This window comes from Streptomyces sp. NPDC048392 (assembly GCF_043200575.1).
Lineage (GTDB): Bacteria > Actinomycetota > Actinomycetes > Streptomycetales > Streptomycetaceae > Streptomyces.
Window position 1 is genome coordinate 65,975 of the sequence record NZ_JBICYB010000007.1, and the last position, 24,302, is coordinate 90,276.

The 24,302-nt window shown below is 73.0% G+C and carries 24 protein-coding genes; 13 read left to right on the plus strand and 11 right to left on the minus strand.

Features of this window, described 5'->3' with window-relative positions; all coding sequences use genetic code 11:
- Positions 1 to 466 precede the first annotated feature (466 nt).
- Positions 467 to 1,498, plus strand: coding sequence for a 7-epi-alpha-eudesmol synthase (locus ACGFYH_RS12900; protein ID WP_393803173.1), 1,032 nt, complete (start codon positions 467 to 469; stop codon positions 1,496 to 1,498).
- 127 nt (positions 1,499 to 1,625) lie between these two features.
- Here ACGFYH_RS12900 and ACGFYH_RS12905 read toward each other — a convergent pair whose 3' ends face one another.
- From ACGFYH_RS12905 to ACGFYH_RS12925, 5 genes are read right to left on the minus strand one after another with little or no spacing between them, the layout of a single operon-like run.
- On the minus strand, positions 1,626 to 2,873 hold the full coding sequence (locus ACGFYH_RS12905) for a cytochrome P450 (protein WP_393803174.1): 1,248 nt from the start codon (positions 2,871 to 2,873) through the stop codon (positions 1,626 to 1,628).
- Positions 2,870 to 3,475, minus strand: coding sequence for an ATP/GTP-binding protein (locus ACGFYH_RS12910; RefSeq protein WP_393803175.1), 606 nt, complete (start codon positions 3,473 to 3,475; stop codon positions 2,870 to 2,872). The genes ACGFYH_RS12905 and ACGFYH_RS12910 overlap by 4 nt, the downstream gene beginning before the upstream one ends.
- A complete protein-coding gene (locus tag ACGFYH_RS12915; RefSeq protein WP_053140784.1) occupies positions 3,456 to 3,827 on the minus strand; it encodes a DUF742 domain-containing protein in 372 nt (123 codons plus the stop codon). Before ACGFYH_RS12915 ends, ACGFYH_RS12910 begins: the two co-directional genes overlap by 20 nt.
- Positions 3,824 to 4,234: a roadblock/LC7 domain-containing protein gene (locus ACGFYH_RS12920; RefSeq protein ID WP_393803176.1), complete on the minus strand. Its 411-nt coding sequence runs from the start codon at positions 4,232 to 4,234 to the stop codon at positions 3,824 to 3,826. Before ACGFYH_RS12920 ends, ACGFYH_RS12915 begins: the two co-directional genes overlap by 4 nt.
- Positions 4,235 to 4,239: 5 nt before the next feature.
- A complete protein-coding gene (locus tag ACGFYH_RS12925; RefSeq protein WP_393803177.1) occupies positions 4,240 to 6,015 on the minus strand; it encodes an ATP-binding protein in 1,776 nt (591 codons plus the stop codon).
- A gap of 361 nt (positions 6,016 to 6,376) precedes the next feature.
- On the opposite strand from ACGFYH_RS12925, the gene ACGFYH_RS12930 reads away from it, so the two are divergent.
- Positions 6,377 to 7,318 carry an NADP-dependent oxidoreductase gene (locus tag ACGFYH_RS12930; RefSeq protein WP_393803178.1) on the plus strand — a complete coding sequence of 314 codons (942 nt, stop codon included), beginning with the start codon at positions 6,377 to 6,379 and terminating at the stop codon, positions 7,316 to 7,318.
- A gap of 217 nt (positions 7,319 to 7,535) precedes the next feature.
- Complete coding sequence (locus tag ACGFYH_RS12935; RefSeq protein WP_393803179.1) at positions 7,536 to 7,922, plus strand: anti-sigma factor antagonist; 387 nt, start codon at positions 7,536 to 7,538, stop codon at positions 7,920 to 7,922.
- On the opposite strand, the gene ACGFYH_RS12940 is transcribed toward ACGFYH_RS12935, so the two are convergent.
- Complete coding sequence (locus ACGFYH_RS12940; RefSeq protein ID WP_393803180.1) at positions 7,888 to 8,841, minus strand: ribose-phosphate diphosphokinase; 954 nt, start codon at positions 8,839 to 8,841, stop codon at positions 7,888 to 7,890. The two genes, ACGFYH_RS12935 and ACGFYH_RS12940, sit on opposite strands and share 35 nt — an antisense overlap.
- 834 nt (positions 8,842 to 9,675) lie before the next feature.
- Between ACGFYH_RS12940 and ACGFYH_RS12945 the strand changes: the two genes are divergently transcribed.
- From ACGFYH_RS12945 to ACGFYH_RS12955, 3 genes are all read left to right on the plus strand, one after another.
- On the plus strand, positions 9,676 to 10,359 hold the full coding sequence (locus tag ACGFYH_RS12945; RefSeq protein WP_393803181.1) for a DUF4230 domain-containing protein: 684 nt from the start codon (positions 9,676 to 9,678) through the stop codon (positions 10,357 to 10,359).
- Positions 10,360 to 11,026: 667 nt separating this feature from the next.
- Complete coding sequence (locus ACGFYH_RS12950; protein ID WP_393803182.1) at positions 11,027 to 11,566, plus strand: VanZ family protein; 540 nt, start codon at positions 11,027 to 11,029, stop codon at positions 11,564 to 11,566.
- A 132-nt stretch (positions 11,567 to 11,698) separates the two neighbouring features.
- Positions 11,699 to 12,946, plus strand: a complete 1,248-nt coding sequence (locus tag ACGFYH_RS12955; protein ID WP_393803183.1) for a ricin-type beta-trefoil lectin domain protein — start codon at positions 11,699 to 11,701, stop codon at positions 12,944 to 12,946.
- 27 nt (positions 12,947 to 12,973) lie between these two features.
- Here the strand turns inward: ACGFYH_RS12955 and ACGFYH_RS12960 are convergent, their stop codons facing one another.
- Entirely contained in the window at positions 12,974 to 13,210 is a 237-nt protein-coding gene (locus ACGFYH_RS12960) for a hypothetical protein (protein WP_393803184.1), read from the minus strand.
- 186 nt (positions 13,211 to 13,396) lie between these two features.
- A complete protein-coding gene (locus tag ACGFYH_RS12965) occupies positions 13,397 to 14,206 on the minus strand; it encodes an SDR family oxidoreductase (protein ID WP_393803185.1) in 810 nt (269 codons plus the stop codon).
- A 136-nt stretch (positions 14,207 to 14,342) separates the two neighbouring features.
- On the opposite strand from ACGFYH_RS12965, the gene ACGFYH_RS12970 reads away from it, so the two are divergent.
- The 4 genes from ACGFYH_RS12970 to ACGFYH_RS12985 all read left to right on the plus strand — a co-directional run bounded on the left by ACGFYH_RS12970 (position 14,343) and on the right by ACGFYH_RS12985 (position 18,846).
- Positions 14,343 to 15,380, plus strand: coding sequence for a PHP domain-containing protein (locus ACGFYH_RS12970; protein WP_393803341.1), 1,038 nt, complete (start codon positions 14,343 to 14,345; stop codon positions 15,378 to 15,380).
- Between the two features lie 45 nt (positions 15,381 to 15,425).
- Complete coding sequence (locus ACGFYH_RS12975; protein ID WP_393803186.1) at positions 15,426 to 16,082, plus strand: HAD family hydrolase; 657 nt, start codon at positions 15,426 to 15,428, stop codon at positions 16,080 to 16,082.
- A gap of 73 nt (positions 16,083 to 16,155) precedes the next feature.
- On the plus strand, positions 16,156 to 17,382 hold the full coding sequence (locus tag ACGFYH_RS12980) for an aromatic acid exporter family protein (protein ID WP_393803187.1): 1,227 nt from the start codon (positions 16,156 to 16,158) through the stop codon (positions 17,380 to 17,382).
- A 432-nt stretch (positions 17,383 to 17,814) separates the two neighbouring features.
- Positions 17,815 to 18,846: an SDR family oxidoreductase gene (locus tag ACGFYH_RS12985; protein WP_393803188.1), complete on the plus strand. Its 1,032-nt coding sequence runs from the start codon at positions 17,815 to 17,817 to the stop codon at positions 18,844 to 18,846.
- A gap of 59 nt (positions 18,847 to 18,905) precedes the next feature.
- On the opposite strand, the gene ACGFYH_RS12990 is transcribed toward ACGFYH_RS12985, so the two are convergent.
- The 3 genes from ACGFYH_RS12990 to ACGFYH_RS13000 all read right to left on the minus strand — a co-directional run bounded on the left by ACGFYH_RS12990 (position 18,906) and on the right by ACGFYH_RS13000 (position 21,359).
- A complete protein-coding gene (locus ACGFYH_RS12990; protein WP_393803189.1) occupies positions 18,906 to 19,286 on the minus strand; it encodes a hypothetical protein in 381 nt (126 codons plus the stop codon).
- A gap of 82 nt (positions 19,287 to 19,368) precedes the next feature.
- Positions 19,369 to 20,658 carry an ROK family protein gene (locus tag ACGFYH_RS12995; RefSeq protein WP_393803190.1) on the minus strand — a complete coding sequence of 430 codons (1,290 nt, stop codon included), beginning with the start codon at positions 20,656 to 20,658 and terminating at the stop codon, positions 19,369 to 19,371.
- Between the two features lie 128 nt (positions 20,659 to 20,786).
- On the minus strand, positions 20,787 to 21,359 hold the full coding sequence (locus ACGFYH_RS13000; RefSeq protein ID WP_393803191.1) for a TetR/AcrR family transcriptional regulator: 573 nt from the start codon (positions 21,357 to 21,359) through the stop codon (positions 20,787 to 20,789).
- A gap of 144 nt (positions 21,360 to 21,503) precedes the next feature.
- On the opposite strand from ACGFYH_RS13000, the gene ACGFYH_RS13005 reads away from it, so the two are divergent.
- The 3 genes from ACGFYH_RS13005 (at position 21,504) to ACGFYH_RS13015 (ending at position 24,276) form a co-directional block, all read left to right on the plus strand.
- On the plus strand, positions 21,504 to 22,241 hold the full coding sequence (locus ACGFYH_RS13005) for an SDR family oxidoreductase (protein ID WP_393803192.1): 738 nt from the start codon (positions 21,504 to 21,506) through the stop codon (positions 22,239 to 22,241).
- Positions 22,242 to 22,418: 177 nt separating this feature from the next.
- Positions 22,419 to 22,913 carry an FBP domain-containing protein gene (locus ACGFYH_RS13010; RefSeq protein ID WP_393803193.1) on the plus strand — a complete coding sequence of 165 codons (495 nt, stop codon included), beginning with the start codon at positions 22,419 to 22,421 and terminating at the stop codon, positions 22,911 to 22,913.
- A 106-nt stretch (positions 22,914 to 23,019) separates the two neighbouring features.
- Positions 23,020 to 24,276, plus strand: coding sequence for an aromatic acid exporter family protein (locus ACGFYH_RS13015; RefSeq protein ID WP_393803194.1), 1,257 nt, complete (start codon positions 23,020 to 23,022; stop codon positions 24,274 to 24,276).
- The last annotated feature ends 26 nt before the right edge of the window (positions 24,277 to 24,302 follow it).

A 24,302-nucleotide genomic window follows, 5' to 3' on the forward strand; every position in this document is an offset into this window, starting at 1 on the left:
TGACCCGCGCCCTCTTCCTTGCGGATATCCCCGCCCGGCCGATTCAGTCGGCGAGCAACCACCGGCCGTGGCGCGTGTGTTCACCTCCCCCGACTTCGTCGGCAGTACGCCGGGCCTGAGCGCGTCGCGGGCGGTCCGGTGCCGCCGGGTGCGGCCGTGCGACGCCGGGTGCGGCCGTGCCACGCCGGGTGCGGCCGTGCCACGCCGGGTGCGATCGTCGATGGTGCCCGTGTGAACGCCGGAGGTGGCGAGCCGCGCGTGTGAAAGGCACGCGCCGTGCCCCCGCGGGGCAGTTGCGAAGATCACCAACGGACCCCGTGTAGATCATTTAGGGTCGGGGCAGCCTCGAAGCGCTTCTCGGTTCAACTTCTGCTCCGGGACAGCACGTTCAGGTGTGCGGGCGGTCCGACGACCGTCCGCCCGCAGGGCCGGGGGACTCTGCGTCCCGTCTCCCGAAAGGAACCACATGTCTCAGGACGTCCGCTTCGACCTCCCCTTCGACACCCCCGTCAGTCCGCATCTCGCCTACGCCCGCGACCGGCATCTGCGCTGGGTGCGGGAGCGGGGACTGGTACGCAGCCGGGCCGGGTTCGAGGAGTACCGGTCCTGGGACCTCTCGCAGGCCGCGGCACGCACCTATCCCCACGCGTCGGCGGACGACATGGTCGTCCTGATGAACTGGTTCTCCCTGGCCTTCCTCTTCGACGACCAGTTCGACGCCGGCCGGCCCGACCGCGCGGAGCGCATAGCGGAGGTGGCGCGCGAGCTCATCGCCACACCGCTCCGGCCGACGGGGACCCCGCCACGGGTGGAGTGCCCCGTCACGCTGGCCTGGGCGGAGGTCTGGGACCACCTCTCATATGGCATGTCCCTGACTTGGAAGTCGCGGTTCGCCGCCTCCTGGGGCCGGTTCCTGGTGGCGCACTGCGAGGAGGTCGACCTGGCGGCCCGCGGCCGGGCCGGCACCCTCGGTCTCCAGGAGTACGCCCTCTTCCGGCGCCGTACGGTCGGCATCCACCACAGCATCGACGCGGGTGAGCGCAGCCGCGGCTTCGAGGTGCCGGCCGCGGCCATGGCACACCCGGTGATGGAGCGGATGCGGGACCTCGCCGCGGACACCATCGGGTTCATGAACGACATCCACTCCTTCGAGCGCGAGCGGCGCCGCGGTGACGGCCACAACCTCATCGCCGTCCTGCACCGGGAGCGGGGCTGCTCGTGGCAGGAGGCCGCCGACGAGGCGTACCGCATGACGACCGCCTGCCTCGACGAGTACATCGCCCTCGAGGCCCGGGTGCCGGGGATGTGCGACGAGCTGGACCTGGACACCGACGAACGGACGCGGGTGCGGATGGGGGTGGAGGCCATCCAGCACTGGATCAACGGCAACTACGAGTGGGCGCTGACCACGGGCCGGTACGCGGCGGCCAAGGAGGGCCCGGTGGCCATGGCGGAACTGGCCGGGCGGGGGTCGGTGGACGACCTGCTGGGCGTCTGAGCCGCGGGGCGCCGCCCGGCCGGGCCCCTCCGGCCGGGCGGCGCCGTTACCCGGGCGGCGCCCCGCGGCCCGGCGCGCGCCGTGCGACTCCGCCCGGCGTCAGGCGTCAGGCGTCAGGCGTCAGGCGTCAGGCGTCGAACTCCACCGGCAGGCTGTCCAGACGTGACTCCCAGGTGGAGGCCGTGGAGGTGAGGTCGGCCGCCGGCACGGCCAGGCGCAGGCCCGGCAGGCGGTGCAGCAGGAGGCCGACGGCGGTCTCGATGATGGCCTGCCCGATGTTCTGCCCCGGACACTCGTGGGGGCCCGCGCTGAAGGCGAGGTGCGAGGCGTTGCCCTGGACCGACACGGCGGTGTCGGGACGGATATCGGGGTCGTGGTTGCCGGCCGCGAGGCCCAGCACGAGCAGGTCGCCCTCCTTGACCGGGCAACCGCCCAGTTCGAGGTCGGCGGTGGCGAACCGGCCCGGCAGCACGGCGAGCGGCGGGGAGTTCCACATCACCTCCTCCACCACCGCCGACATGTTCAGCTGACCGCTGACCAGGCCGGACAGCCATGACGAGTCGCTGAGGACGAGTTGGAGCGCACGGGCCAGCAGGTTGCTGGTCGTGGTGTGGGCGGTGATCAGCACCAGGCGCAGGTGGTTGACGATCTCGTCGTCGTCGAGGCCGGAGTGGTGCTCGATGAGCCCCGAGGCGAAGTCGGACCCGGGCTCCTCGCGCTTGCGTGCGGCGAGTTCGCCGAGGATGCCCATGATGCGTTCGTTGTGGGTGAGGGCGTCCGCGCCTCCCTTGATCACCTGGCTGCTGGACTCGGCGAGCGTACGGCCCTCCCGTTCGGCGAGCCCGAAGACGCGGGTGAGGACCAGCATGGGCAGGTACTCGGCGAAGTCGGCCACCAGGTCGGCACGGCCCGCCTGGGCGAACGCGTCGATCTGCTTGTTGGCGAAGTGCGTGACATGACGGCGGATGCCCCGCCCCGCGACGGCGTACAGGTTGTCGGTGACGGCCCCACGCAGCCTGCGGTGCGGTTCGCCGTCCTGGGAGACGCAGTCGGGACGCCAGCCCAGCATCTGTATCAGCGGGGAGGTCGCCTCGACGCGGCCGTCCCGGAAGTCCCGCCAGCCGCGCGAGTCGCGGCTGAACTGCAGGGGGTTGTCCAGCACCCGCCGGTTCTCCCGGTACCCGAGCACCAGCCAGGCGGGGACGTCGCCCTCCAGCAGCACCGGCGCGACGCTGCCGTGCTCCTCGCGCAGCCGCGCGTAGATGCCGTGCGGGTCGGTCGCCGCCTCGCCGCCGTAGAGCCGGGTGACGCCCTCGCCGTGGGCGACGGGGCAGCCGCCGCCCGTGGAAGCGGGCGGGGTCTGGTCGTCGTTCATCGGGGCTCCAGGGCGGCGGCCGAGCGGTCCTTCAGATGTCGTATCAGGGTGACCAGCACATCGCGGCTGGCGGTGCGGTCGCGGGCGTCGAAGGACACGACCGGCGTGTGCGGGGGGATGTCGAGGGCGTCGCGGATCTCCTCGACCGGGTAGTCCCGGGAGTCGGGGAAGACGTTGAGCGCGATGACGAAGGGGACCTTCTGCCGCTCCATCTCCTCGATCGCCCGGAAGCTGGAGGCCAGCCGCCGGGTGTCCACCAGGACCACCGCGCCGAGCGCGCCCTTGAACAGGCCGTTCCACAGGAACCAGAAGCGCTCCTGGCCCGGGGTGCCGAACAGGTACAGCATCAGCCTGTCGTTGAGACCGATCTTGCCGAAGTCCAGGCTGACCGTGGTCTGGGTCTTGTCGGCCACGCCGATGAGGTGGTCGACGTCGGCGCTGGCCTGGGTGAGGGTCTCCTCGGTGGTCAGCGGTTTGATGTCGCTCACGGAACGGACCATGGTGGTCTTGCCCGTGCCGAAGCCGCCGGCGATCATCACCTTCACCGAGCGGGTGTCCCCCGACGTCGGTGACCCCGGTCGGTCAAAGCCTTTCAAGTCCACTGAGTACCTCCTCAAGGAGCGCGAGGTCGGGCCCGCGACCGGCGTCGTGCGCCGGGATGGGATCACGGGCTTCGACGCGGCCCGCCTGGAGCAGGTCGGACAGCAGCACCGCGAGAATGTTGAACGGCAGATGAAGGTGGGCGCCGAGTTCGGCCACCGAAAGCGGTTCGCGGCAGCGCCGGAGGATCTCCTCGTGCTCGTGCTGCATGCCCGGTAAGGGGACGGCGCGGGAGACCACGAGGGTCGCCACGTCGAGGGTCGACGCCGAACCGCCCGGCCCGCTGCGCCCTCCGGTGAGGACGTAGTAGCGCTCGAGACCGGACGGATCGGTCGGTCGGCGGGGCGCACTCATCCAGAGTGCTCCTCCTGGCGCGGAGTGGTGCCGAGGAGTTCACCCATCCGACGGGCCAGGTCGCGCATCTGATGGCCGAGCAGGCCCTGGTCGAGGCCCTCGCGGGCGAGGACGCCGAGGTACGTCTCCAGGCCCGCGCGGACGACGAAGAGATGCCCGCCGTCCACCTCGACCATGGCGAGCCGCAGCTGCCCCGCGTGCTGCGGGAACTGCTCGGCGACCGGCTGGGCCAGCGCCTGCAGTCCGGCCACCACGGCGGCGAAGCGGTCCACGTCGTCGGGGTCTTCGGCGCCGTAGGAGGTGATGGCCTTGCCGTCGCTGGAGGCCACGAGGGCGAAGCGGATCTCCTGGATGCTCTCCACAAGGTCACGGAGCGCCCAGCTCACGTCGGTTCCCTGGTGCGTCATGGGGACTAGTCGCTCTCTTCAGTGCGGTGCTCGGTGGACACGCCACCGGTGGTCGTGTCGGGGATGCCGAGGTCGCGGCCCGCGGTGGCGAAGGCGGCGAGACCGGCGAAGGACGTGTCCGGCGGAACGGCCGGGACCTGGGCCCGTTCGGCGGGTTCGCCCGCGGCGCCGTGCGCGTCGTCCCCGGCGTCCGTGGCCGGGGCGGTGGACGGCCCGGCGGCAGGTTCGGCGGTCGGTTCGGTGCGCCTGCTCCGGCGCCGGGGCAGGCCGCCCGGGGTGGTCTCCACGGCGGTCCCGCCCGTGGGGGCCGGGCCGGCCGCCGGTCCGGGGTCCGAGGCCGGGGCCGCGGTGGCGATGGCGGCCGGGAGCGCGGCGGCGGGCGGGGACGCGGTGACGGCCGGCGGGGGCTTGGCAGGGGCTGTCGTCACGGGGGCGGCGGCCGCGGGCAGCGGACTGAAGTACTTGTGGGGTACGACGACCACGACGGAGGTGCCCAGCCACGGCGAGTCGGCGAAGGTGACGCGGATGCCGTAGCGGCGGGCGAGGGCGCCGACCACGCGCAGACCGATGCTGGCATCCTCCGAGATGCCTCCGAGTCCCGCCCCGGGAGAGGTGCCCGCCAGCGCGTGTTCGGCCTCGTGCTTCTTCTCCTCGCTCAGTCCCTTGCCGGAGTCCTGGATCTCGATGCCGACGCCGTTGGGGACCTCCTTGCCGGAGACGACCACGGGCTCGCTGGGCGGCGAGTAGCGGGCGGCGTTGTCCAGCAGGTGGGCGAAGATCAGCGTGAGGTGGTCGACCATGCCGCCGTCGACGCCGAGTTCGGGCAGGTGGCGCAGTTGGACGCGGTGGAAGTCCTTGATCCGGCCGATGCCGCCGCGCATCACGCTCAGCAGCCGCTGCGGTTCCTGCCACTGGCGGCCCGGGCGGTCGGAGCCGCCGAGGACGCCGATGCTGGCGGCGAGGCAGTCGGCCGGGCCGATGGCCTGGTCGAGTTCCATCAGGCCCCGGGCGACGGCGGGCAGCCGGCCGTGCTCGCCCTGCAGCTCGTGCAGGCGGCCCCGGAGCTTGCTGGTCAGGACGTGGATGCGGTTGCCGACGCTGATCACGGCCTGCTCGGCGGAGGTGGAGCGGTCGAACTCCGCCTCGACGCCGATCAGCGCGGTCCTGAGCACCTTGCGCAGTTCGGCCTGGAGGTCGGCCCCGACCTTCGCACACTGCTCGACGGTCGGCAGGATGTCGTCGATTGCCTCGCCGGCGCGCAGCGCGCGCATCGCGTCGGGCAGCTGCTCGTCGGCGAGCCGGGACACGGCGGCCAGCTGGTGTGCCAGCCGCTCCCGCCCTGCCGCGGCCTGCTCGGCGAGGCGGCTCTCGTAGGCCGTGGCCTGCTCCGCGAGCCGGTCCTCGTAGGCCCGGGAGTGTTCCGTCAGCTGCGCCTCGTAGGTCTGCGCCTGCTCGGTGAGCTGGGCGTCCAGGGCGGTTCGCTCGGCGGAGAACTTGCGTTCCAGGGCGGCCACGTGCTGCTGCCACTGCTGGGAGTGTTCGGCCCGCGCGCCGCGGTGGGTCTCCTCGGCCCGGCCCAGCTGGGCGCGGGTGCGCAGGAGGAGACGTACGCACACGGTGCCGGCCGCCGTGGCCGCCGCACCGGCGACGGCCACGGTTATTCGCTCCGAGCTCATGAACGTGGCGGCTGCCGTCCCGCCTCCCAGGCCCAGTGGCATCAGCCACCAGCTGTACCAGGCGACAGGGGCCCGCGCCGCCGGTGGCGGAGTGGCGAGTTCCATCTGCATCCTTCGAAGCAAAACGATCGAACAGGGGGGTGGTCAAGCAGGGGCGGGCAAGGGGGACCGCACGCATGGGTACGCGCCGTGAGCCGACCCGTCGCGATCCGCGTCAACTCGCAGCGCCGCTGGGGAGCTTATCGGTTGGGAAGCCTAAAAGATCAATTTCACGGCCCGGCGGAAGTGAGGATTCCGTCACGACCCGACGCGCGCTCCGGGGTGGCGAACGACCTTGCCCCAAGGACAAGTTGGCGCCCGTCCCCCGACTGCCTCGCCCCGGGTGCGGGAGGGCCCCGGGAATGGCACCATCGCGTCGGAGGTTGCAGACCGTGCCACCCGCCCCTCCCCCAGTTGCGAGGTCTCGATGAACACCATGCGCGCCATCGGCCAGGACGTCCTCGGTGGTCCCGAGGTCCTCAAGGAGGTACGGCAGGAGCGTCCCGAGCCGCGCCCGAACGAGGTGCTGGTGCGGGTACGTGCCGCCGGGGTGAACCCGACCGACTGGAAGCACCGGGCGAACGGCGGCTTCCTGGGCGAGCCGCCCTTCGTACTGGGCTGGGACGTGTCGGGCGTGGTGGAGGCGGTGGGGATCGGCGTCGCGGCGTTCCGGCCGGGCGACGAGGTCTTCGGCATGCTGTCCTATCCCTTCGGCCACGGTTCCCACGCGGAGTACGTCACCGCTCCGGCGCGCACCTTCACCCACAAGCCCGCCGGTGTCGACCATGTCCGGGCGGGCGCGCTCCCGCTGGTCTCACTGACGGCGTGGCAGGCGCTGGTGGAGCGGGCGGGCGTCCGGTCGGGGCAGCGGGTGCTGATCCACGCGGCGGCCGGCGGCGTGGGCCATGTGGCGGTGCAGATCGCCAAGGCCCTGGGCGCCCATGTGATCGGCACCGCCAGCGCGGGCAAGCACGAGTTCCTGCGCTCGCTCGGGGCGGACGAGGCCGTGGACTACCGGGAGACGGACTTCGCCGAGACCGTGCGGGACGTCGACGTCGTCCTGGACACGATCGGCGGCGACACGACCCTGCGGTCCCTGCGCGTACTGCGCCCGGGCGGGGTGGTGGTGTCGATCCTGCCGGTCGGATCGGACGAGTTCTACGAGGAGGCCGACCGGCTCGGCGTACGGGCGGTGCGGATGCTGGTCGACGCCGACCGGGCCGGGATGGAGGAGATCGCGGGCCTGGTCGATTCGGGGAAGCTGCGGGCCACCGTCGCGCGGACGTTCCCGCTGTCGGAGGCCGCGCAGGCGCACGCGCTCGGCGAGACCGGGCGTACCACGGGCAAGCTCGTCCTCGTGGTCGACTGACCGGCCGGCGGACCAATCGGCGGACCGACCGGTGGACCGACCGGTGGACCGACCGGCCGGTGCCGCGGCCCCGGCGGCGCGGCCGTGAGCTTTCGATGACATATGTCAATCGAACATGCTCAAACTCGCTCGATCGAGGTAACTTTCGCAGCGGACTGGGTAGTTGAGCCCCCGGAAGCAGGACCGAACAGGCCGGAACAGGCTGGAGGCATGGTTCGTGCGGCAGGAATCCGCGTCGCCCACCCGGCATCTGCGGGTGCGCCACGACCGGGGGCACACGGTGCTGGAGTTCCGGGGCGAGATCGACATCGCCTCGGCGGCGGAGATCGCCCCGCGCCTGGACCACGAGACGGGGCGTCCCGGCGCCCTGGTCGTGCTGGACCTCGGCGGCATCGAGTTCTTCGACTGCTCCGGACTGCGGCTGTTGTACCGGGCCCGCAACCAGGTGCTCGACCGGGGCGGACAGGTGCGCCTGGTGTGCACCCACCCGCTGACCCTGCGCATGCTGAGGATCACGGGTCTGGCAGGGCTGCTGCCGCCCTGCCGGACCCTGGACGAGGCACTCGGCGTCAGCCGGCCGGGCGGGCGTCGAACAGGGCGCTGACCGACTCGCCGTTGTGAATACGGCGTACCGCCTCGGCGAGCGCCGGGGCGATGGACAGGATCCGCAGCTTGTCGGTGTGGTCGTCGGCCGGCACCGGCACGGTGTTGGTGCACACGATCTCCAGCACGTCCGGCTGCGAGCTGAGCCGCCCCAGCGCGCCGGCCGCGAACAGCCCGTGCGTACAGGCGAGGCGGATGGTGCGCGGGCCCGACTCCCGCAGCCGGTCCAGCAGTTCCAGCACCGTACTCCCCTTGGCGATCTCGTCGTCGAGCACGATGACGTCGCGCCCCGCCACGTCCCCGATCACGGAGCTGATGCTGACCCGGTCGTCGGCGTACCGCTGTTTCGCGCCGGCCGCCACCTGGGCACCGAGCATCCGGGCGAACGCGGCGGCCTCCTTGGCGTTGCCCAGGTCCGGCGAGACGACCGTGGTGCGGGAGAGGTCGTACCGCCGGAAGTGCGCGGCCAGTTCGCGCAGCGCGTGGAGGTGGTCGACCGGGACGGAGAAGAAGCCGTGCACCTGGGGCGAGTGCAGGGTCATGGCGAGGACCCGGCTCGCTCCCGCCGCCACCAGCAGGTCCGCCACCAGCCGCCCGCCCAGCGAGATGCGCGGGGCGTCCTTCTTGTCGGAGCGGGCGTAGGAGTAGTGCGGCATGACCACGGTGATGCGGCCGGCCGACGCCCCGCGGGCGGCGTCGCACATCAGCAACAGCTCGACGAGGTGCTCCTGGACCGGCTTGACCAGCGGCTGGACGAGGAAGACGTCCCTCTCGCGGCAGTTGGCCATCAGCTGCACCTCGAGGCAGTCGTTGGCGAACCGGCTGACCCGGGTGGGGCTGAGCGGCACACCCAGGTGGGCACAGACCTCCTCGGCCAGCTCGGGGTGGGCACTACCGCTGAACACGGCGATGTCTCGCACGGACCGCTCCTCGCGTGATCCTGTCCGGCCGGGACCCTCAGCTTACGGACATCCCGTTGCGCCGCGCCCGGGGTCACGCGCCATGACCAAGCGGTCCGCCGCACGGACGGGCCGCGGAGGCGCTCGCCGAGGTCGACCCGGACCTCCTGGCCGCGCTGGTCGACGCTCCCTGGCCGACCGCCGAGAACCTGGCCGCCGTCCTCGCCGCCCGTACCGCCGACGGCTCGTTCCACCCGCTGTACCACGGCCCCGCGCTCGGCGGCCAGGGCGTCGCGGAGCTGGTCGAGGGCCTGGTCGGACCGGTCCCGGCCGCCGCGCCCGAAACGGCCGGCACGAACGGAACGGCGAGCACCGCGCGGCACCGTCTTCGCCGTACGCCCCGCACCCGCCGGCGAACGCCCGGCGTGCCTGCGGCTGTACGACGGTGAGGTGCGCCGGCGCCGGCGGCCGACGTTCCTGCGCGCGAGACCGACGGGCGGACCACCGAGGTCTCGGGCCGGGTGACCCGCCGGACGCGCCGGCGCCGGTGGCGGCCCTGCCGTCCTCGCCGGGTACGGACTTCACCGGTACGTCGGGGGGCGTCCCGGCCTGGACCGTCACCGGCGAGCTGCCGGCCCGACGGGTGCGGGAGGCCGGCCTGCGGCTGCCCCCCGGGCTCACGCGTGGGGAGGCGGTGTGGTCGTCGCGCCCCTGCGAGGACCGTCCGCTGAAGCCTGGGCGCTGAGCCGCCGCCGTACGCCCTGTGTGCCCCCTCTCGCCACCCCCTGCGCCAACCGCCGTGTCTGACAGGGGAGATGAGGGGCATCCGGGTCAGTAGGAAGGAGGGCCGTCGCCATGACGACTCCCGTCAAGAAGCCCGCGAGTCCCGTCGAGAGGCCCGCGAGGCGCATGCCCGGCTGGGCGAAGGCGCTGACCGCGCTGGTGCTGGTGCTCGTCGTGCTGTTCGCGGGGCTGCGGCTGAGCGTCCTGCCGGGGCTGAAGGACCTGTTCGGCTCCGAGACCCGGGACCGCTCCGGTCCCGCGCTGCTGGAGTCCGTCCAGGACATCAGCCGTTACGACGCCGCCTCGGGCAACTTCCAGGTCGTCGTGGACCTGGAGAAGGACACCAGGTTCCTGCCCGACGCGATCCGCGGCACCCGCACCCTGTACGTCGGGGCGGGCACCGTCGACGCCTTCGTCGACCTCGGGAAGGTGGGCGAGGACGACGTGACGGTCAACGCCGACCGGACCTCGGCCACGCTGCGGCTGCCGCATGCCGCGCTCGGCGAACCGGCCCTCGACCCCGACCGCTCCTACGCGGTCTCCAAGCAGCGCGGACTGCTCGACCGCCTCGGTGACCTGTTCTCCGACAACCCGAACGGCGAACAGGCCGTGCAGAAGCTCGCGGCCCGGCACATCGCCGACGCGGCGAAGGACAGCGAGCTGAAGACGCGCGCCGAGAGCAACACCACCGCGATGCTCCGGGGCCTGCTGAACTCCCTCGGTTTCGAGAAGGTCCGGGTGACGTACGGGGCGTAGGCCCCGGCCGTGGGGGCCGCCCCGCTCACCCGGACAGCGCCCCCGGGAGGGTCGGCATTCGGCGCGGTGGTGCGCGCCAGCAGCCACGCGGCGTAGTGCCGACGTGCCCTAAGTCGCGGGCGCCGTCGCGGCGGCGCCCGGACCGGCGCGTCGAACAGTCACGGGCGGATGGCGCCGACGGCGGCCGGGGCCACGGCCAGGACGGCCGACAGCGGCCACGGACCGACGCCCGGCGGTGTCCGGCGCACGGAGGTGTGGACCGGCCGCGGCGTTCAGCGGGGGACGGCACCGGCGGAGGAGAGTGCTGACGGTGCCGTACGGGAGCAGTGTGTCGGCGAGGGTGGCGGAGCCGCCGGGCGGGGCGGCGAGGCCGGTGACGAGGTGGGCGGAGGCGGCGAGCACGTCGCCCGCCTCGTAGGGGGCGACGGGCCGCAACCGTGCGAGTGGTGGCCGACGGCGACGCACGATGGCGATGGCTCCCCCCGGCGGGAGTCACCGGCCGGGAGAAGAGGGAACCGGGCGCGCAAAGACTCACGGGGCGCGGAACAACCGGACACGGGAAGACAGACGGGACGCACCGCCGGCTGCGGGGAGTCGCCGGGCATCCTCGGCGGTTCGGCGGGTAACCGCCCTACCACGCGGGGAAGTTGACGACTGGAGGACCGACATGGCTCGTGCTGTCTCAGGACTGCGTCTGTGGCCGCGCCCCCGCGCCCCCAAGGCGCCGGAGGCCGATCGTCGCGAACGGCACGCGCTGGCCCTCCCGTTGCGCCTGCTGGCGACGGCGTGCGCGTTCGTCTTCATGGTGGCGTTCGCGGTGGTGCTGGCGCGGCTGACCCTGCAGCCCTCCCCCGCGTCCGAGGCCCTGACGCACACGAACATGCATCCCGGCCGCTCGGTGAGGGCCTATCTGGACCAGCCCGCGCTGCGGGACGCCGTCAAGCAGATCGGCGGCAACATCCTGCTGGGCGTGCCGTTCGGCGTGCTGGTCCCGGTCGTCGCGCCGCGCACGCGCGGGCCGCTGCGGGTGCTGCTGCTGACGGCCGTCGTGATGCTGCTGGTGGAGTTCGCGCAAGGCGCCCTGATCACCGGGCGGGCCTTCGACATCGACGACGTCATCCTCAACACCACTGGCGCACTGATCGGTTACCTGCTCCTCGGCCGACGGATGAGCCGCGCGGTGCACGCGCGCCGGGCACGGAGTTGAGAGTGGGGCATCCGGTCCGTACCAAGGTATTGACCCGCCCCTTATCTCACTACTTGAATAAAGAGGCGACACCCCCCAACCCCCCACCTCGGTCGGTGCTCCCCTCGGGGACGCCGCACGGAAGGGAGAGCCGTGGCCCGCCCGCGCCTGCTCCGCAGATGTCTCCTCGCCGCCGCCCTGTCCGCCGGGCTCGCAGCGTCCCTCGTGACCGGTCCCGCCCACGCGAAGTCCGAAGCCTCGGGGGCCGCCGACGCCGCGGCCGCCGCCGTGACGTTCTCCGACACCTTCGACGGCCCGGCCGGTGCGGCCGTCGACTCCTCGAAGTGGCAGATCGAGACCGGCGACAACGTCAACAACCACGAACGCCAGTACTACACTTCCGGCAACAAGAACGCGGCCCTGGACGGCCAGGGCCACCTGGTCATCACAGCCCGCAAGGAGAACCCGGCCAACTACCAGTGCTGGTACGGCAGCTGCCAGTACACGTCCGCCCGGCTCAACACCTCGGGGAAGTTCACGGCACAGTACGGGCACGTGGAGGCGCGGATGAAGGTGCCGCGCGGGCAGGGCATGTGGCCCGCGTTCTGGATGCTGGGCACCCCGGTGAACTGGCCGGACTCCGGCGAGATCGACATCATGGAGAACGTCGGCTTCGAGCCCTCCACCGTGCACGGCACCATCCACGGCCCCGGCTACTCCGGCTCCGGCGGCATCGGCGCCGGCTACACCCTGCCCGGCGGCCAGGCCTTCGCGGACGCCTTCCACACCTTCGCCGTCGACTGGGCGCCCGACTCGATCACCTGGTCGGTCGACGGCAACGTCTACCAGCGGCGCACCCCGGCCGACCTGGGCGGAAAGCAGTGGGTGTTCAACAGGCCGTACTTCCTGATCCTGAATCTGGCGGTCGGCGGCTACTGGCCCGGTGACCCGGACGGTTCCACGGCCTTCCCCCAGGCGCTGGTGGTGGACCACGTCTCGGTGACGACGGCCGACTCTCCGGCCGGCGGCGCGATCCGGGGCCTGGCCGGCAAGTGCGTGGACGTCGCCGCGGCCAACACCGCCAACGGCACCCCCGTACAGCTCTACGACTGCAACGGCACCGCCGCCCAGCAGTGGACGGTGGGCTCCGACGGCACGATCCGCGCGCTCGGCAAGTGCCTGGACGTCAACGCCGGGGGCACCGCGGACGGCACGGTCGTCCAGCTGTGGGACTGCAACGGCAGCGCCGCCCAGCGATGGGTGGTCACCGCCGCGCGCGACATCGTCAATCCCCAGGCCGACAAGTGCCTCGACGTCGCCGGCAACAGCTCGGCCAACGGCACCCGGCTGCAGATCTGGACGTGCACGGGCGGCGCCAACCAGAAGTGGACGGTCGGCTGAGGCACCGGGCGGGGGCAGGCGCGCGTCCTAGTGCAGGGTCCAGGTGAACTTGTCCCCGCCCACCCAGCGGACGACGTCCGGGTCGTCCAGGTCGTGGACCGTGATGCCGAAGGCCACGGCCGCCTGCAGTACGTCGGTGACGTCCCTGGCCCGACCGACCACTTGGCCGTCGATCTCCACGATCCGGAACGGGGGCGTACCCGGTTGCACGCGGAGCACGAGGATGCGCGGCCTGCCGAGGTACGGGCTGTCGATTTCGGTCATGCGTCGAGGGTAGGCCGCCACCCGGGGCGAGCGTCCGGTCAGCGGTCGCGCGCCGCCCGAAGTTCCCGCGCTCGCCCCGGAAGGTGAGTGGCCGTCCCGGTCCGGGTGGCGACAACCGGGCCGTGGCGGAGGCGGCGGAATCCCCGTCGGTCGCGGACGGTGGCGCGCAGGCGCACGACCGCCCGCTCAGGGCCGCCGCCAGTCGTCGCCCGTGAGATGGGACCCGGCCATCGGTCCCATCCGGAGCATGCCGCCGTCCACGCCCCAGGAGGCGCCTGTGACGTACGAGGCGTCGGGCCCGGCCAGGAAGGCGATCACGGCGGCGACCTCGCGGGCGTCGCCGGGTCGGCCGAGCGGGACGCCGGGGCGGTGCTCGCGCCGCGGGTCGGTGTCCTCCTGGCCGGTCATGGGCGTGGCGATCTCACCGGGTGCCACGGCGTTGACGGTGATGCCGTGTTCGGCCAGCTCGATCGCCATCACCTGGGTGAGCAGGCCGAGCCCGCCCTTGGCCGCGCAGTACGGGGCGGCCCCCACGCGCGGCTGGTGCTCGTGGACGGACGTCACGTTGACGATCCGGCCGCCCTCCCCCTGCCGGATCATGCGCCGGGCCGCCTTCTGCCCGCACAGGAACGGCCCGGCCAGGTCGACGTCCAGGACGTGCCGCAGGTCGTCGAGGCCCAGCTCCAGAAAGGGCGTGGCCGTGCCGGTGCCGGCGTTGTTGACCAGGACGTCGATCCGGCCGAGCCGCTCGCACAGTTCGTCGACGGTGTCGGCGGCCTCGGGCAGCCGGCTCAGGTCCACGCGGGCGGTCTCGGCCCGGCGTCCCAGCGCACGGACCTCCTCCGCGGTCCGCTCGGCACCCTTCTCGTCGGTGTGCCAGGTGATGCCGACGTCCATGCCCGCCTCGGCCAGGCGCACGGCGGTGGCGCGGCCGATGCCGGAGTCGGAGCCGGTGATGACGGCCGTCTTGGTGTCGGTCGGCGTGGGACTGGGCACGACGGGCCTCCTCGTGGGCGCGGGCGGGGGACAGGGCATCGCCGTACCCGGGGACCGCGCGGACAAACCGCCGGGAGCCGTCGTGCGGTCCCCGGCCCGCTGGGGAACCCTGGAGGTGCAGGAGGAGGAGGTGGCGATGGATCCCGTTCAGGCGCTTGACCGGATCGCCTTCCTGCTGGAGCGGTCGCAGGCGCCGACATACCGGGTCCGCGCCTTCCGTACCGCGGCCCGGGAGCTGGGCGAGCTGTCCGACGCCGAGCTGCGCGAGCGGGTGGCGGCCGGTTCGCTGGAGTCCCTCAAGGGGGTCGGTCCGAAGACGGCGCAGGTCGCGCGGGAGGCCCTGGCCGGGCAGCTGCCCGGCTACCTGGAGAAGCTGGAGGGCGAGGCCGGGACCCCGCTCGCCCACGGCGGTGAGGCGCTGCGGGCCCGGCTGCGCGGTGACTGCCATCTGCACTCCGACTGGTCGGACGGCGGCAGCCCGATCGAGGAGATGGGCCGGGCGGCGGCGGCGCTCGGGCACGAGTGGGCGGCGCTGACCGACCACTCCCCGCGGCTGACCGTGGCCCGCGGTCTCTCCCCCGGGCGGCTGCGCGAGCAGCTGGACGTGGTGGCGGGACTCAACGCGACCTGGGCACCGTTCCGGCTGCTGACCGGCATCGAGTGCGACATCCTCGACGACGGCTCGCTCGACCAGGAGCCGGAGCTGCTGGAGCGGCTCGACGTGGTCGTCGTTTCCGTGCACTCGAAGCTGCGGATGGACACCCGCTCGATGACCCGTCGGATGGTCACCGCGGTCCGCGACCCGCACGCGGACGTGCTCGGGCACTGCACCGGCCGGCTGCTGACCGGGCGGGGGCGGCCCGAGTCCGGGTTCGACGCGGACGAGGTGTTCGCCGCCTGCGCCGAGTCCGGCACGGCCGTGGAGATCAACAGCCGTCCGGAGCGGCTCGACCCCCCGCGACGGCTGCTGCGCCGGGCGGTGGCGGCCGGCGTGCTGTTCTCGGTCGACACCGACGCCCACGCGCCCGGTCAGCTGGACTGGCAGATCCACGGGTGCGCACGGGCCGAGGACTGCGGGGTGCCCGCGGAGCGGGTGGTCACCACCTGGTCCCTGGGCGAGCTGCTGGCCTGGACGCGCGAGGGCCGTACACCGTCCGGAGTGACGGAGCCCTGACGTGGTACCCGTCTGCCGGACAACGGACCAGGAAAGGAACAGTGCATGGAACGGGCGGCCGTGTTCGACGTCGACGGAACCCTCGTCGACACCAATCACCTGCATGTCACGACGTGGTGGGAGGCGTTCCGGCAGGCGGGTCACCAGGTCCCGATGCACGCGGTGCACCGGGCCGTGGGCCTGCCCTCGGGCGACCTCGTCGCGCGGCTGCTGGGCGAGGACCGGGACACGGATCAGGACGCGGAGCTGAGCGCCGCCCACAAGGCGCTGTACGCCCAGTACTTCGACCGTCTGCCGGCGCTGCCGGGTGCCGGGGAACTGCTGCGCCGGCTGGCCGGCGACGGCTGGACGGTGGTCCTCGCGACCTCGGCGGGCGGCCCGGAGCTGGGCGCGCTGCGGCGGGCGATCGACGCGGACGACGCGATCGCCGCCACCGCGAGCGCCGACGACGTGGACGCGGGCAAACCGGCGCCGGAGCCGGTCGAGCACGCCCTGGAACTGGCCGGGGCGACGGCCGAGCGGTCGGTCTTCGTCGGCGACACCGTGTGGGACATGCGCGCGGGCGACCGGGCCGGGGTGCGCTGCGTGGGCGTGCTCTGCGGCGGACTGCCCCGGGCCGATCTGGAGAAGGCGGGGGCGGAGGCGGTCTACGCCGATCCGGCCGACCTGCTGGCCTCCCTGGAGCGGAGCCCGCTGGCATGAGGTCCCGGACCGTATCCCGCGCATTCCGCCTCGACGAGACGAGTCCGCCGGTCACGCGGACACCCGGCACCGCATGACCGCAGTGACACACACACTCCGGGAAGCGCTCCGGGGACGGCGGCCCGTGGCCGCGGTGCGGTGGGAGGTGGCCGCCGTCGGACGGTCAGCCCGTGCCGCCTGGCGGGGACCGGGGCGGGAACGCGACCTGGTCGTCCAGTCGCTCAAGGCCGCGGGCGCTGCCCTGATCGCCTGGACCGTGGCGGGCGTGTGGCTGGGCGACCCGATGGCGCTGATGGCGCCCTGGGTGGCGCTGGTCCTCGTGCAGGCTACCGTCTACAGCTCGGTGCGCCAGGCCGGCCAGCAGTTCTCGGCGATCTGCGCCGGTGCGCTGGCGGCCTCGGCGACGCAGGCGGTCACGGAGGACCACACCGTGGCGCTGGCACTGTCCCTGCCCGTACTGATGCTGATGGCGAACTGGTCCCGCTTCGGCCGACAGGGCATCTACGCGGCCACCACGGCGGTGTTCGTCCTGGCCTCCGGCACGGCGGTGTCGGCCGCCGCGGTCGGGCACCGGGTGGGACAGGCGGCGCTCGGGGCGGTCATCGGCGTGGCGGTCAACGCCCTGGTTCTGCCGCCGATCCATCTGAGGGACGTACGGGAGAACCTCGCGGCGCTGGCCCGGGAGTCGGGAGACCTCCTGCACTCCGTCGCCGCCGACCTGCGGGAGACCCAGTGGGACGCGCAGAGCGCGGCCGGCTGGTCCAACGACGCCGCGCGGCTCCGGCGGCGGCTGGACGCGCTGTACTCGGCCCGGTCCTGGAGCCGGGAGAGCCTGCGGCTGACCTCCGGGCCGCTGCGGTGGCTGTACCGCGCACCCACCGGCGTGCCGCCGGTGGCCGAGGACCAGCGGTGGAGCCGGGTCACCGGGAACATCACGGCGCTGACCCGGACGCTGGCGGTGGCGGCCGACGAGCGACGGACGCCCGCGCCGCCCGAGGGGCCGGTGCTGGAGCTGTACGCGCGCCTGCTGCGGCTGATCGGCGACGCCTGCCACGCCCAGGCGGGCCGGCTGGTCGGCCGGCGGGCCGGGGACGATCCGGAGTCGGCCACCGAGGGGACGATGGAGGAGTTGCACCGGCGGTTGCAGGAAGGGCTGCGGGATCACGCCGGGCAGGGAGCGGCGCCGACGGCGGTCCTCGGCGGGCTGCTCCTGCAGGCGGAGGATCTCTGGGCGGAGGTCATGACCGAGGTCGGCGAGGCCGACGGGGCCGGCAAGTCCGCCGAGACCAGTGAGCCGTGACACAGATCACCTCAAACCACGACAGACGGTGGAACACCGGCGGGCCCCGCGCCGTTGAAGAGACCGTGGGTACGGATGGGACAGTGTCCCCGGGCCTCACCATGCGCCCACAGGGACGATCGTTCGGCTGAAGCCCTGTGGAGCCTTTCGCCGAGAGGCGACCGCCATCCGTATCCGCGTTTGACCGCCCCGGTCGTGATTCCCCCGTCGCGGCCGGGGCTTCCCCTTGTGCGCTTTCGGGGTGCGCGTTGTGCGTTTTCGGGGTGCGCGCCTTTTTCGGAGCGTGCCCTTCGGGGCGTGCCGGTCCGGAGCGTGCCCTTCGGGGCGTGCCGGTCCGGAGCGTGCCTTTCGCAGCCTTTCCGGAGCGTGCCTTTCCCGGGCCGCGGGTACCCGTCGCTCTCCGCACGGGCAAGCGGCCGAGAGGAGCACAGGGTGAGCAGCGCAACGGGCAGCAGGGTCGTGGTCACGGGTGCCACGGGCAATGTGGGCACCAGCGTGGTGCGGCTTCTCTCGGAGGATCCGGAGGTGGGGTCCGTACGGGGGCTGGCCCGGCGGGTTCCCGAGTGGTCGCCCGCGAAGACGGAGTGGGCCGCGGTCGACCTGGCGTCGGAGCAGACCGACCTGGCCGGCCACTTCGCCGGCGCGGACGCCGTGGTCCATCTGGCCTGGGCGTTCCAGCCCACGCACGACCCGGCGACGACCTGGCGGACGAACGTACTCGGCTCCATCCGGGTCTTCGACGCGGTGGCCGCGGCGGGGGTGCCGGCACTGGTGCACGCCTCGTCGGTCGGTGCGTACTCGCCGGGACCGAAGAACCACGCGGTGGACGAGTCGTGGCCGACACACGGCTGGCCGGACGCCGCGTACTGCCGGGAGAAGGCCTATCTGGAACGGACTCTGGACACCTTCGAACGCGATCACCCGGGGACCCGGGTGGTGCGGATGCGGCCGGCCTTCCTCTTCAAGCGGGAGTCGGCCAGCGAGCAGCGCCGGATCTTCGGCGGCCGGTTCCTGCCGGGTCCGGCGGCGCGTCCGGAGCTCCTCCCCTTCCTGCCGGACATTCCCGGCCTGCGCGTGCAGGCCCTGCACACCGACGACGCGGCCCACGCCTACCGGCTGGCGGCGCGTTCCGAGAACGCCCGGGGCGCGTACAACCTCGCGGCCGAACCGCCGGTGGACGCCGAGTTGCTGGGCGAGCTGATCGGGGTGCGCCCGGTGCGGCTGCCCCGGACCGCGGCCCGCTCGGCGATCGCCGCCGCCTGGGGGCTGCGGCTGCTGCCCGCCTCCCCGCACCTGTTCGACGCGGTGCTGCGGCTGCCCCTCATGGACTGCGCGCGGGCGCGGGAGGAACTGGGCTGGCGCGCGACACGCACGGCCACGGAGGTGCTGGAGGAGTTCCTGCGGGGCCTGCGGGAAGGCGCGGGGGCGGACACGGAGCCCATGCGCGGGCGCAAGGTCGGCTGAGACCGGCACACGAGGGCGGGGGGCGGCGGGTGCCCGCCGCCCCCCACGCGTGATCCCGTTCAGCCGGAGGACTCGTCGGGCACCGGGTGCTCGGGGTGCACTGCGCCCGAGTGCGGCTCGCCCCGCCTGCCCGTGCCCGCCTCGTCGGTGTCGGGCACGTCGGCCGCGGGCCCCGTCTTCCGGCGGTCCGCGGTGTCCCCGTCATCCGCGGTGTCCCCGTCATCCGCGGTGTCGTCGTCGTCGGCGGTGTCGTCGTCGGCGCCGGCCGCGTCGTCGCCGTCGGGCCGTTCGTCCTCCAGACCCTGGAGGTGTTCGCGCTGCTCGCGGGTGGGCGAGGCCGCCTCCCACGGGTCCTCGTGGTCCCCGGCCTGCTGGTCCGGCATGTCGCGCGGGACCGGGGCACCGTTCTCACCCGGTCCTTCGTGGCGGTGGTAGGACACGGCGCGCTCCTTCCCGTGGTCCTCGGGTCGTCCGGTGATCGTCCGAGCGGCGTCGGGTACCTCCTCGGTGACCGGCGAAACCTCAGTGCGGTGTCCGCTCCTGGAGCGCCGTGCGCCAGGCGGGGACCGGGTAGTCGGGTACCGGCTCGGGGTGCCTGCCGCCGCGCGCGAAGAAGTCGGCCAGGGGCAGGATCGCGGCGCCGACGGTGACCGCGTCCGGGCCGAGCCGGCCCAGCTCGACCGTCACCTTCTGGGCGGGATGGCGCAGCGCGTACGACACGGCGTGGCGGCGAACGGCGGGCAGGAAACGCGTGCCGAGCTGGAGGCCGGCCCAGCCGCCGATGAGGATCCGCTCGGGCTGGAAGAGGTTGATCAGGTCGGAGAGTCCGGCGCCCAGGTACTCGGCGGTCTCCTCCAGAACCGCGAGCGCGACCGGGTCGGCCGCCTCGCCCCCGGCCGGGTAGGCGGCGGCGAGCATCGTGGTGAGAGCGGTCTCCTCGTCGGTGCCCTGCGGCACCCGGCCGCCCTCCTCCCGCCAGCGGGCCAGCAGCGACTCGGCGCCCGCGTACGCCTCCAGGCAGCCGAGTGCTCCGCAGCGGCAGCGGCGGCCCCTGACCCGGACCGTCAGGTGCCCCCATTCGACCGCCCGGCCCTGCTCGGCCTCGGGGGTGACGAGGCTGGCGCCGACGCCGGAGCCGAAGAGGACGACGACCGCGTTGCGGGCGCCCCGTCCGGCGCCGAACCACATCTCGGCCTGGCCCAGGGTCTTGGCGCCGTTGTCGATGAGATAGGGGGCCGTGTCGGGCAGCGGGGAGCCGGCGCGGAGCAGGGCCTCCAGCGGGACGGCGTCCCAGCCGATGGTCTGACCGTGTACCACGGCACCCCGGTCGGCGGTGTGCTCGACGATGCCGGGCACGCCGATCCCGGCGCCGAGCAGCCGCTCGGGCGGGAGCGCGGCCGTGGCCAGCACCTCGGCGATGCCGTCGCGGATGTGTCCGACGATGACGTCGACGTCGTAGCGCTGCTGGACCAGCGGGCGTTCGGCGCGGGCGAGTTCGGTGAGCGTCAGGTCGAACAGCTCGACCCGGACCCGGGTCTCGCCGACGTCCACGCCGATCATGTGGCCGCTGGCGGGGGCCACGCGCAGCAGGGTGCGGGGCCGGCCGCCGTCGGAGTCGACGCTGCCGGCCTCCTCCACCAGTCCGTCGGCGACCAGGTCGGCGACCACGTTGCTGACCGAACCGGAGCTGAGGCCGGTCGCCGGGCCCAGCTCGAAGCGGCTGAGCGGTCCGTCGAAGTAGAGCCGTTGCAGCACGGCCGTACGGTTGGCCCTCCTGAGGTCACGCACCGTGCGACCGTTCCGCCCCGCCATGTGGCTCCTCCCCTACCCTGCCCGGTCTGCAACATACCTCTGGCGGACTGCCGCACGCGACTTCCCTTTGCGCTTAATTCACGCTATGAACTCGCGTGGCCGAAGGCGATTCGGGAGCACGCCGATCCTCACGGACGGACCTTCAGCCCGTCCAGGGTGAGGTCGAGAAGGCGTTCCGCCTGCTGCCGCCGCTCCCGGCCCCCCGAGGTGAGGGCGATACCTTCGAGGGCGGCGGCCAGGTCGGCGGGGCCGATGTCGGTGCGGATCGCCCCGGCGGCCGCGCACGCCTCCATGAGGGCGCCCAGGGCGGCCTGGATCATCTCCCGGCTGTGACCGTACGGGTCGCCCCCTGTCGCGGCGATGGCGCGCAGGGCGTCGATCATGCCGTACTTGGCGGTCACGTAGTCCAGGAAGAGCCGGGTCCAGGCACGCAGCGCCGCGAAGGGCGGCTGCGCCGCGAGCAGGGCGGGGACCGCGTCGCACAGCTGGGCCACCTCATTGCGGTAGACGGCCTCGACCAGCGCTTCGCGGGTCGGGAAATTGCGGTACAGCGTGGCACTGCCCACCCCCGCCTCTTTGGCGATGCGCTCCAGGTGGGCGTCCAGCCCCTCCGTCGCGAACACGCGCACCGCGGCCGCGAGGATCTTCTCCCGGTTGCGCCGCGCGTCGGCCCGCAACGGGCGCCGCGCTCCCTCGGTCATGTGTGCTTTCCCTCCTGCGTAGGACCGGCCCGGCTTGCTAAATGGAGGAGCGCCCACTTAACGTCTAAGTGGAGACTTCCCCACTTCCACTGTAGGCCAACGGACGAGCGCCGGCCTGCGCATCCCCTGCCGAAAGGACCGATCATGTCGGGCATCAAGGACAAAGTCATCGCCCTCACTGGCGCCAGCAGCGGTATCGGTGAGGCGACGGCGATCCATCTCGCGGCACAGGGGGCCCGCCTGGTGCTCGGAGCGCGACGCAAGGACCGGCTCAAGGCGGTGGTGGACCGGATCACGGCACAGGGCGGCTCAGCCGTCGGGATGGTGGTCGACGTGACGCTCCGCGAAGACCTCGAACGCCTGACCGACGCGGCGGTCGAGCACTTCGGCCGGCTCGACGTCCTGGTCTCCAACGCGGGCACCATGGCGGTCTCGCCGTTCGACGAGCTGCGCCAGGACGACTGGGACGCCATGGTCGCCACCCACATCACGGGCCTGCTGAACGGCATCGCGGCGGCGCTGCCCGTCTTCCGGCGGCAGCGCCGCGGACAGTTCGTCAACGTGGCCTCCACCGCGGCCCATGTCGTGAAGGCGCCCCAGGGCGTGTACGCGGCCACGAAGACGGCGGTGAAGGTACTGACCGAGGGGCTCCGACAGGAGTCGGGCCCCGACCTGCGCGTGACCCTCGTCTCGCCGGGCTTCACCCACACGGAGGGCGTGGCCAAGGGCGCAAGCGTCGAAGCGGTGGCGGAGTTGGTCCGGCAGCGCGACGAGATCGCCATGCCGCCCTCGGCCGTCGCCTCCGCCATCGGTTACGCGATCGAGCAGCCCGAGGGCGTCGACATCAGCGAGATCGTCGTCCGCCCCACGGCCCAGGCCTGACGACCGGCACGCGCCGGGGCCGAGGGCGGCGAGGGTGCGGCCGTACCGATGTCCCCGGGTGGAAACCCACTGGCGACCTCCCTCCTGCGCTACCTATGCTAGGCGGAAACCTAGAGATCCTAGGTTCACTTCGACAACTCACTCCGACAACTCACTCCGAATAAGGGGAGGCTCCCCGTGAGAGCACTCGTCGAGCAGGACATCCGCACCTCCTTCGTCAACTGCTCGAAGGGCGAGGCCAAGCGCCTGGCCGTGCCCCGCGATCTCGACCAGCGGCCCTGGCACGATCTCGACTTCCTCGGCTGGCGGGACCCCGGCGCGGCCGACCGCGGTTATGTCGTCACCGACCACGGCGGGCACCTCACCGGTGTGGCCCTGCGGTTCCAGCCGGCCCGGAGCAGCTACTTCCAGCGCAGCATGTGCGCCCTGTGCCTCACCACCCATCCCAGGGGCGGTGTGTCGCTGATGACGGCACGCAGAGCGGGCGCGGCCGGCCGTGAGGGCAACTCGGTCGGTCTGTACATGTGCACCGACCTTGCCTGTTCCCTGTATCTGCGGGGCAAGAAGGTGCCGGGGAACGGCACCCGGTTCGAGGAGAGCCTCACCCTGGAGGAACAGATCGCCCGGACGCTGGCCCGTCTGTCCGCCTTCGTCGCCAAGGTGACCGCCTGACCCGTCCGGCGGCGCCCGGCGCGTGAGACGGGGCCCGACCGTCCGCGTCCGGTTACCGTCCTGCTCGGACACGTTCGAGGCGCTTGCTGAAGGGAACAGCCCGAGGATGCGGGATGTGCGTGAGGCCGCGGCGTCGGCCCTGCGGCGGGTGAAGTGGCTGCGGGACCCCATGGTCGTACAGGCCCTGCGCTCGGCCGCCGCCGCCTCGATCGCCTATGTCATCGCGGTACGGCTCACCCCCGACAAGTCGGCGGCGCCGCTCACCGCGCCCCTGACCGCGCTGCTGGTCGTCCAGGTCACGCTGTACGCCACGCTCAAGATGAGCTTCCGCCGGGTGAACGCCGTGGTGGCCGGTGTCCTGGTCGCCATCGCCTTCAGCCGGCTGGTCGGGCTGAGCTGGTGGAGCCTGGCGCTGCTGATCGTGGCGGCGCTGGGGGTCGGGCACCTGGTGCGGGCGCACGAGTTCACCGCCGAGGTGGCGATCAGCGCGATGCTGGTGCTCGGCGTCACCTCGCACGGGAGTCTGGCGTGGGCCCGGGTGGTGGAGACCCTGATCGGGGCGGTCGTGGGACTGGCCTTCAACCTGATCCTCGCGCCTCCGGTGTGGGTGGAGCAGGCGGGCGAGTCGATCGAGGGGCTGGCCCGGCGGGTGCGGCAGCTGATGCTGCGCATGGGTGAGGAGGCCGCCGACAGCACGCCGTTCCACGCGGCGGCGGCCCGGCTGCACGAGGCCCGGCGGCTCGACCACGACATCGGCGAGGTCGACGAGGACCTCCGCCAGGCCGAGGACAGTCTGCGGTTCAATCCCCGGGTGCGCGAGGGGCTGCTCCACCGGGTGGTGCTGCGTACCGGCCTGGACACCTTGGAGATCTGCACGGTGGTCATGCGGGTCCTCGCGCGCAGCTTCACCGACCTCGCCAAGGAACGGGAGCCGGAGCCCCTGTTCCCGCACGAGACGGGCGCCACCGTCCAGCAGTTGCTGTCCGAGATCGCCGACGCGGTGGTGAGTTTCGCGGTGCTGGTCACCACGAGCGCCAGTGAGAACGCCGAATCCGCGGAGGAGCGCCTCTCCACCGAGCTGCGACAGGCCGCGGGCACCCGGGACAGACTGGCCACCCTGCTTCTGGAGGAAGTCCGGCGCGACCCCCGGCAGTGGCAGTTGCAGGGCGCGGTGCTGGCCGAGGTCAACCGGATCATCGACGAGATGGACACCGAGCACCGCTCCCGCCGGCTCCTGGAGGAGCTGGACCGTCACACGCGCGAACAGCGCGAGCGCAGGCCGCGGCTGACCCGGGCGCGGGACCGGGCACGGTCGCGGCTGCGCAGGCGGAACCGCGGCACCGCCGCGCGGCGTTCCTCCTGAGGAGCGGGGAACAGGGGCAGGGCCGG

Coding starts and splice junctions, on each gene's coding strand:
- ACGFYH_RS12915 (WP_053140784.1), bottom strand. CDS start 3,827: ATGAGTGCGCCCCGCCGACCGACCGATCCGTCCGGTCTCGAGCGCTAC.
- ACGFYH_RS12975 (WP_393803186.1), top strand. CDS start 15,426: ATGGAACGGGCGGCCGTGTTCGACGTCGACGGAACCCTCGTCGACACC.
- ACGFYH_RS12905 (WP_393803174.1), bottom strand. CDS start 2,873: ATGAACGACGACCAGACCCCGCCCGCTTCCACGGGCGGCGGCTGCCCC.
- ACGFYH_RS12945 (WP_393803181.1), top strand. CDS start 9,676: ATGACGACTCCCGTCAAGAAGCCCGCGAGTCCCGTCGAGAGGCCCGCG.
- ACGFYH_RS12960 (WP_393803184.1), bottom strand. CDS start 13,210: ATGACCGAAATCGACAGCCCGTACCTCGGCAGGCCGCGCATCCTCGTG.
- ACGFYH_RS12930 (WP_393803178.1), top strand. CDS start 6,377: ATGAACACCATGCGCGCCATCGGCCAGGACGTCCTCGGTGGTCCCGAG.
- ACGFYH_RS13000 (WP_393803191.1), bottom strand. CDS start 21,359: ATGACCGAGGGAGCGCGGCGCCCGTTGCGGGCCGACGCGCGGCGCAAC.
- ACGFYH_RS12995 (WP_393803190.1), bottom strand. CDS start 20,658: ATGGCGGGGCGGAACGGTCGCACGGTGCGTGACCTCAGGAGGGCCAAC.
- ACGFYH_RS13015 (WP_393803194.1), top strand. CDS start 23,020: ATGCGGGATGTGCGTGAGGCCGCGGCGTCGGCCCTGCGGCGGGTGAAG.
- ACGFYH_RS12970 (WP_393803341.1), top strand. CDS start 14,343: ATGGATCCCGTTCAGGCGCTTGACCGGATCGCCTTCCTGCTGGAGCGG.
- ACGFYH_RS13005 (WP_393803192.1), top strand. CDS start 21,504: ATGTCGGGCATCAAGGACAAAGTCATCGCCCTCACTGGCGCCAGCAGC.
- ACGFYH_RS12980 (WP_393803187.1), top strand. CDS start 16,156: ATGACCGCAGTGACACACACACTCCGGGAAGCGCTCCGGGGACGGCGG.
- ACGFYH_RS12920 (WP_393803176.1), bottom strand. CDS start 4,234: ATGACGCACCAGGGAACCGACGTGAGCTGGGCGCTCCGTGACCTTGTG.
- ACGFYH_RS12900 (WP_393803173.1), top strand. CDS start 467: ATGTCTCAGGACGTCCGCTTCGACCTCCCCTTCGACACCCCCGTCAGT.
- ACGFYH_RS12950 (WP_393803182.1), top strand. CDS start 11,027: ATGGCTCGTGCTGTCTCAGGACTGCGTCTGTGGCCGCGCCCCCGCGCC.
- ACGFYH_RS12925 (WP_393803177.1), bottom strand. CDS start 6,015: ATGGAACTCGCCACTCCGCCACCGGCGGCGCGGGCCCCTGTCGCCTGG.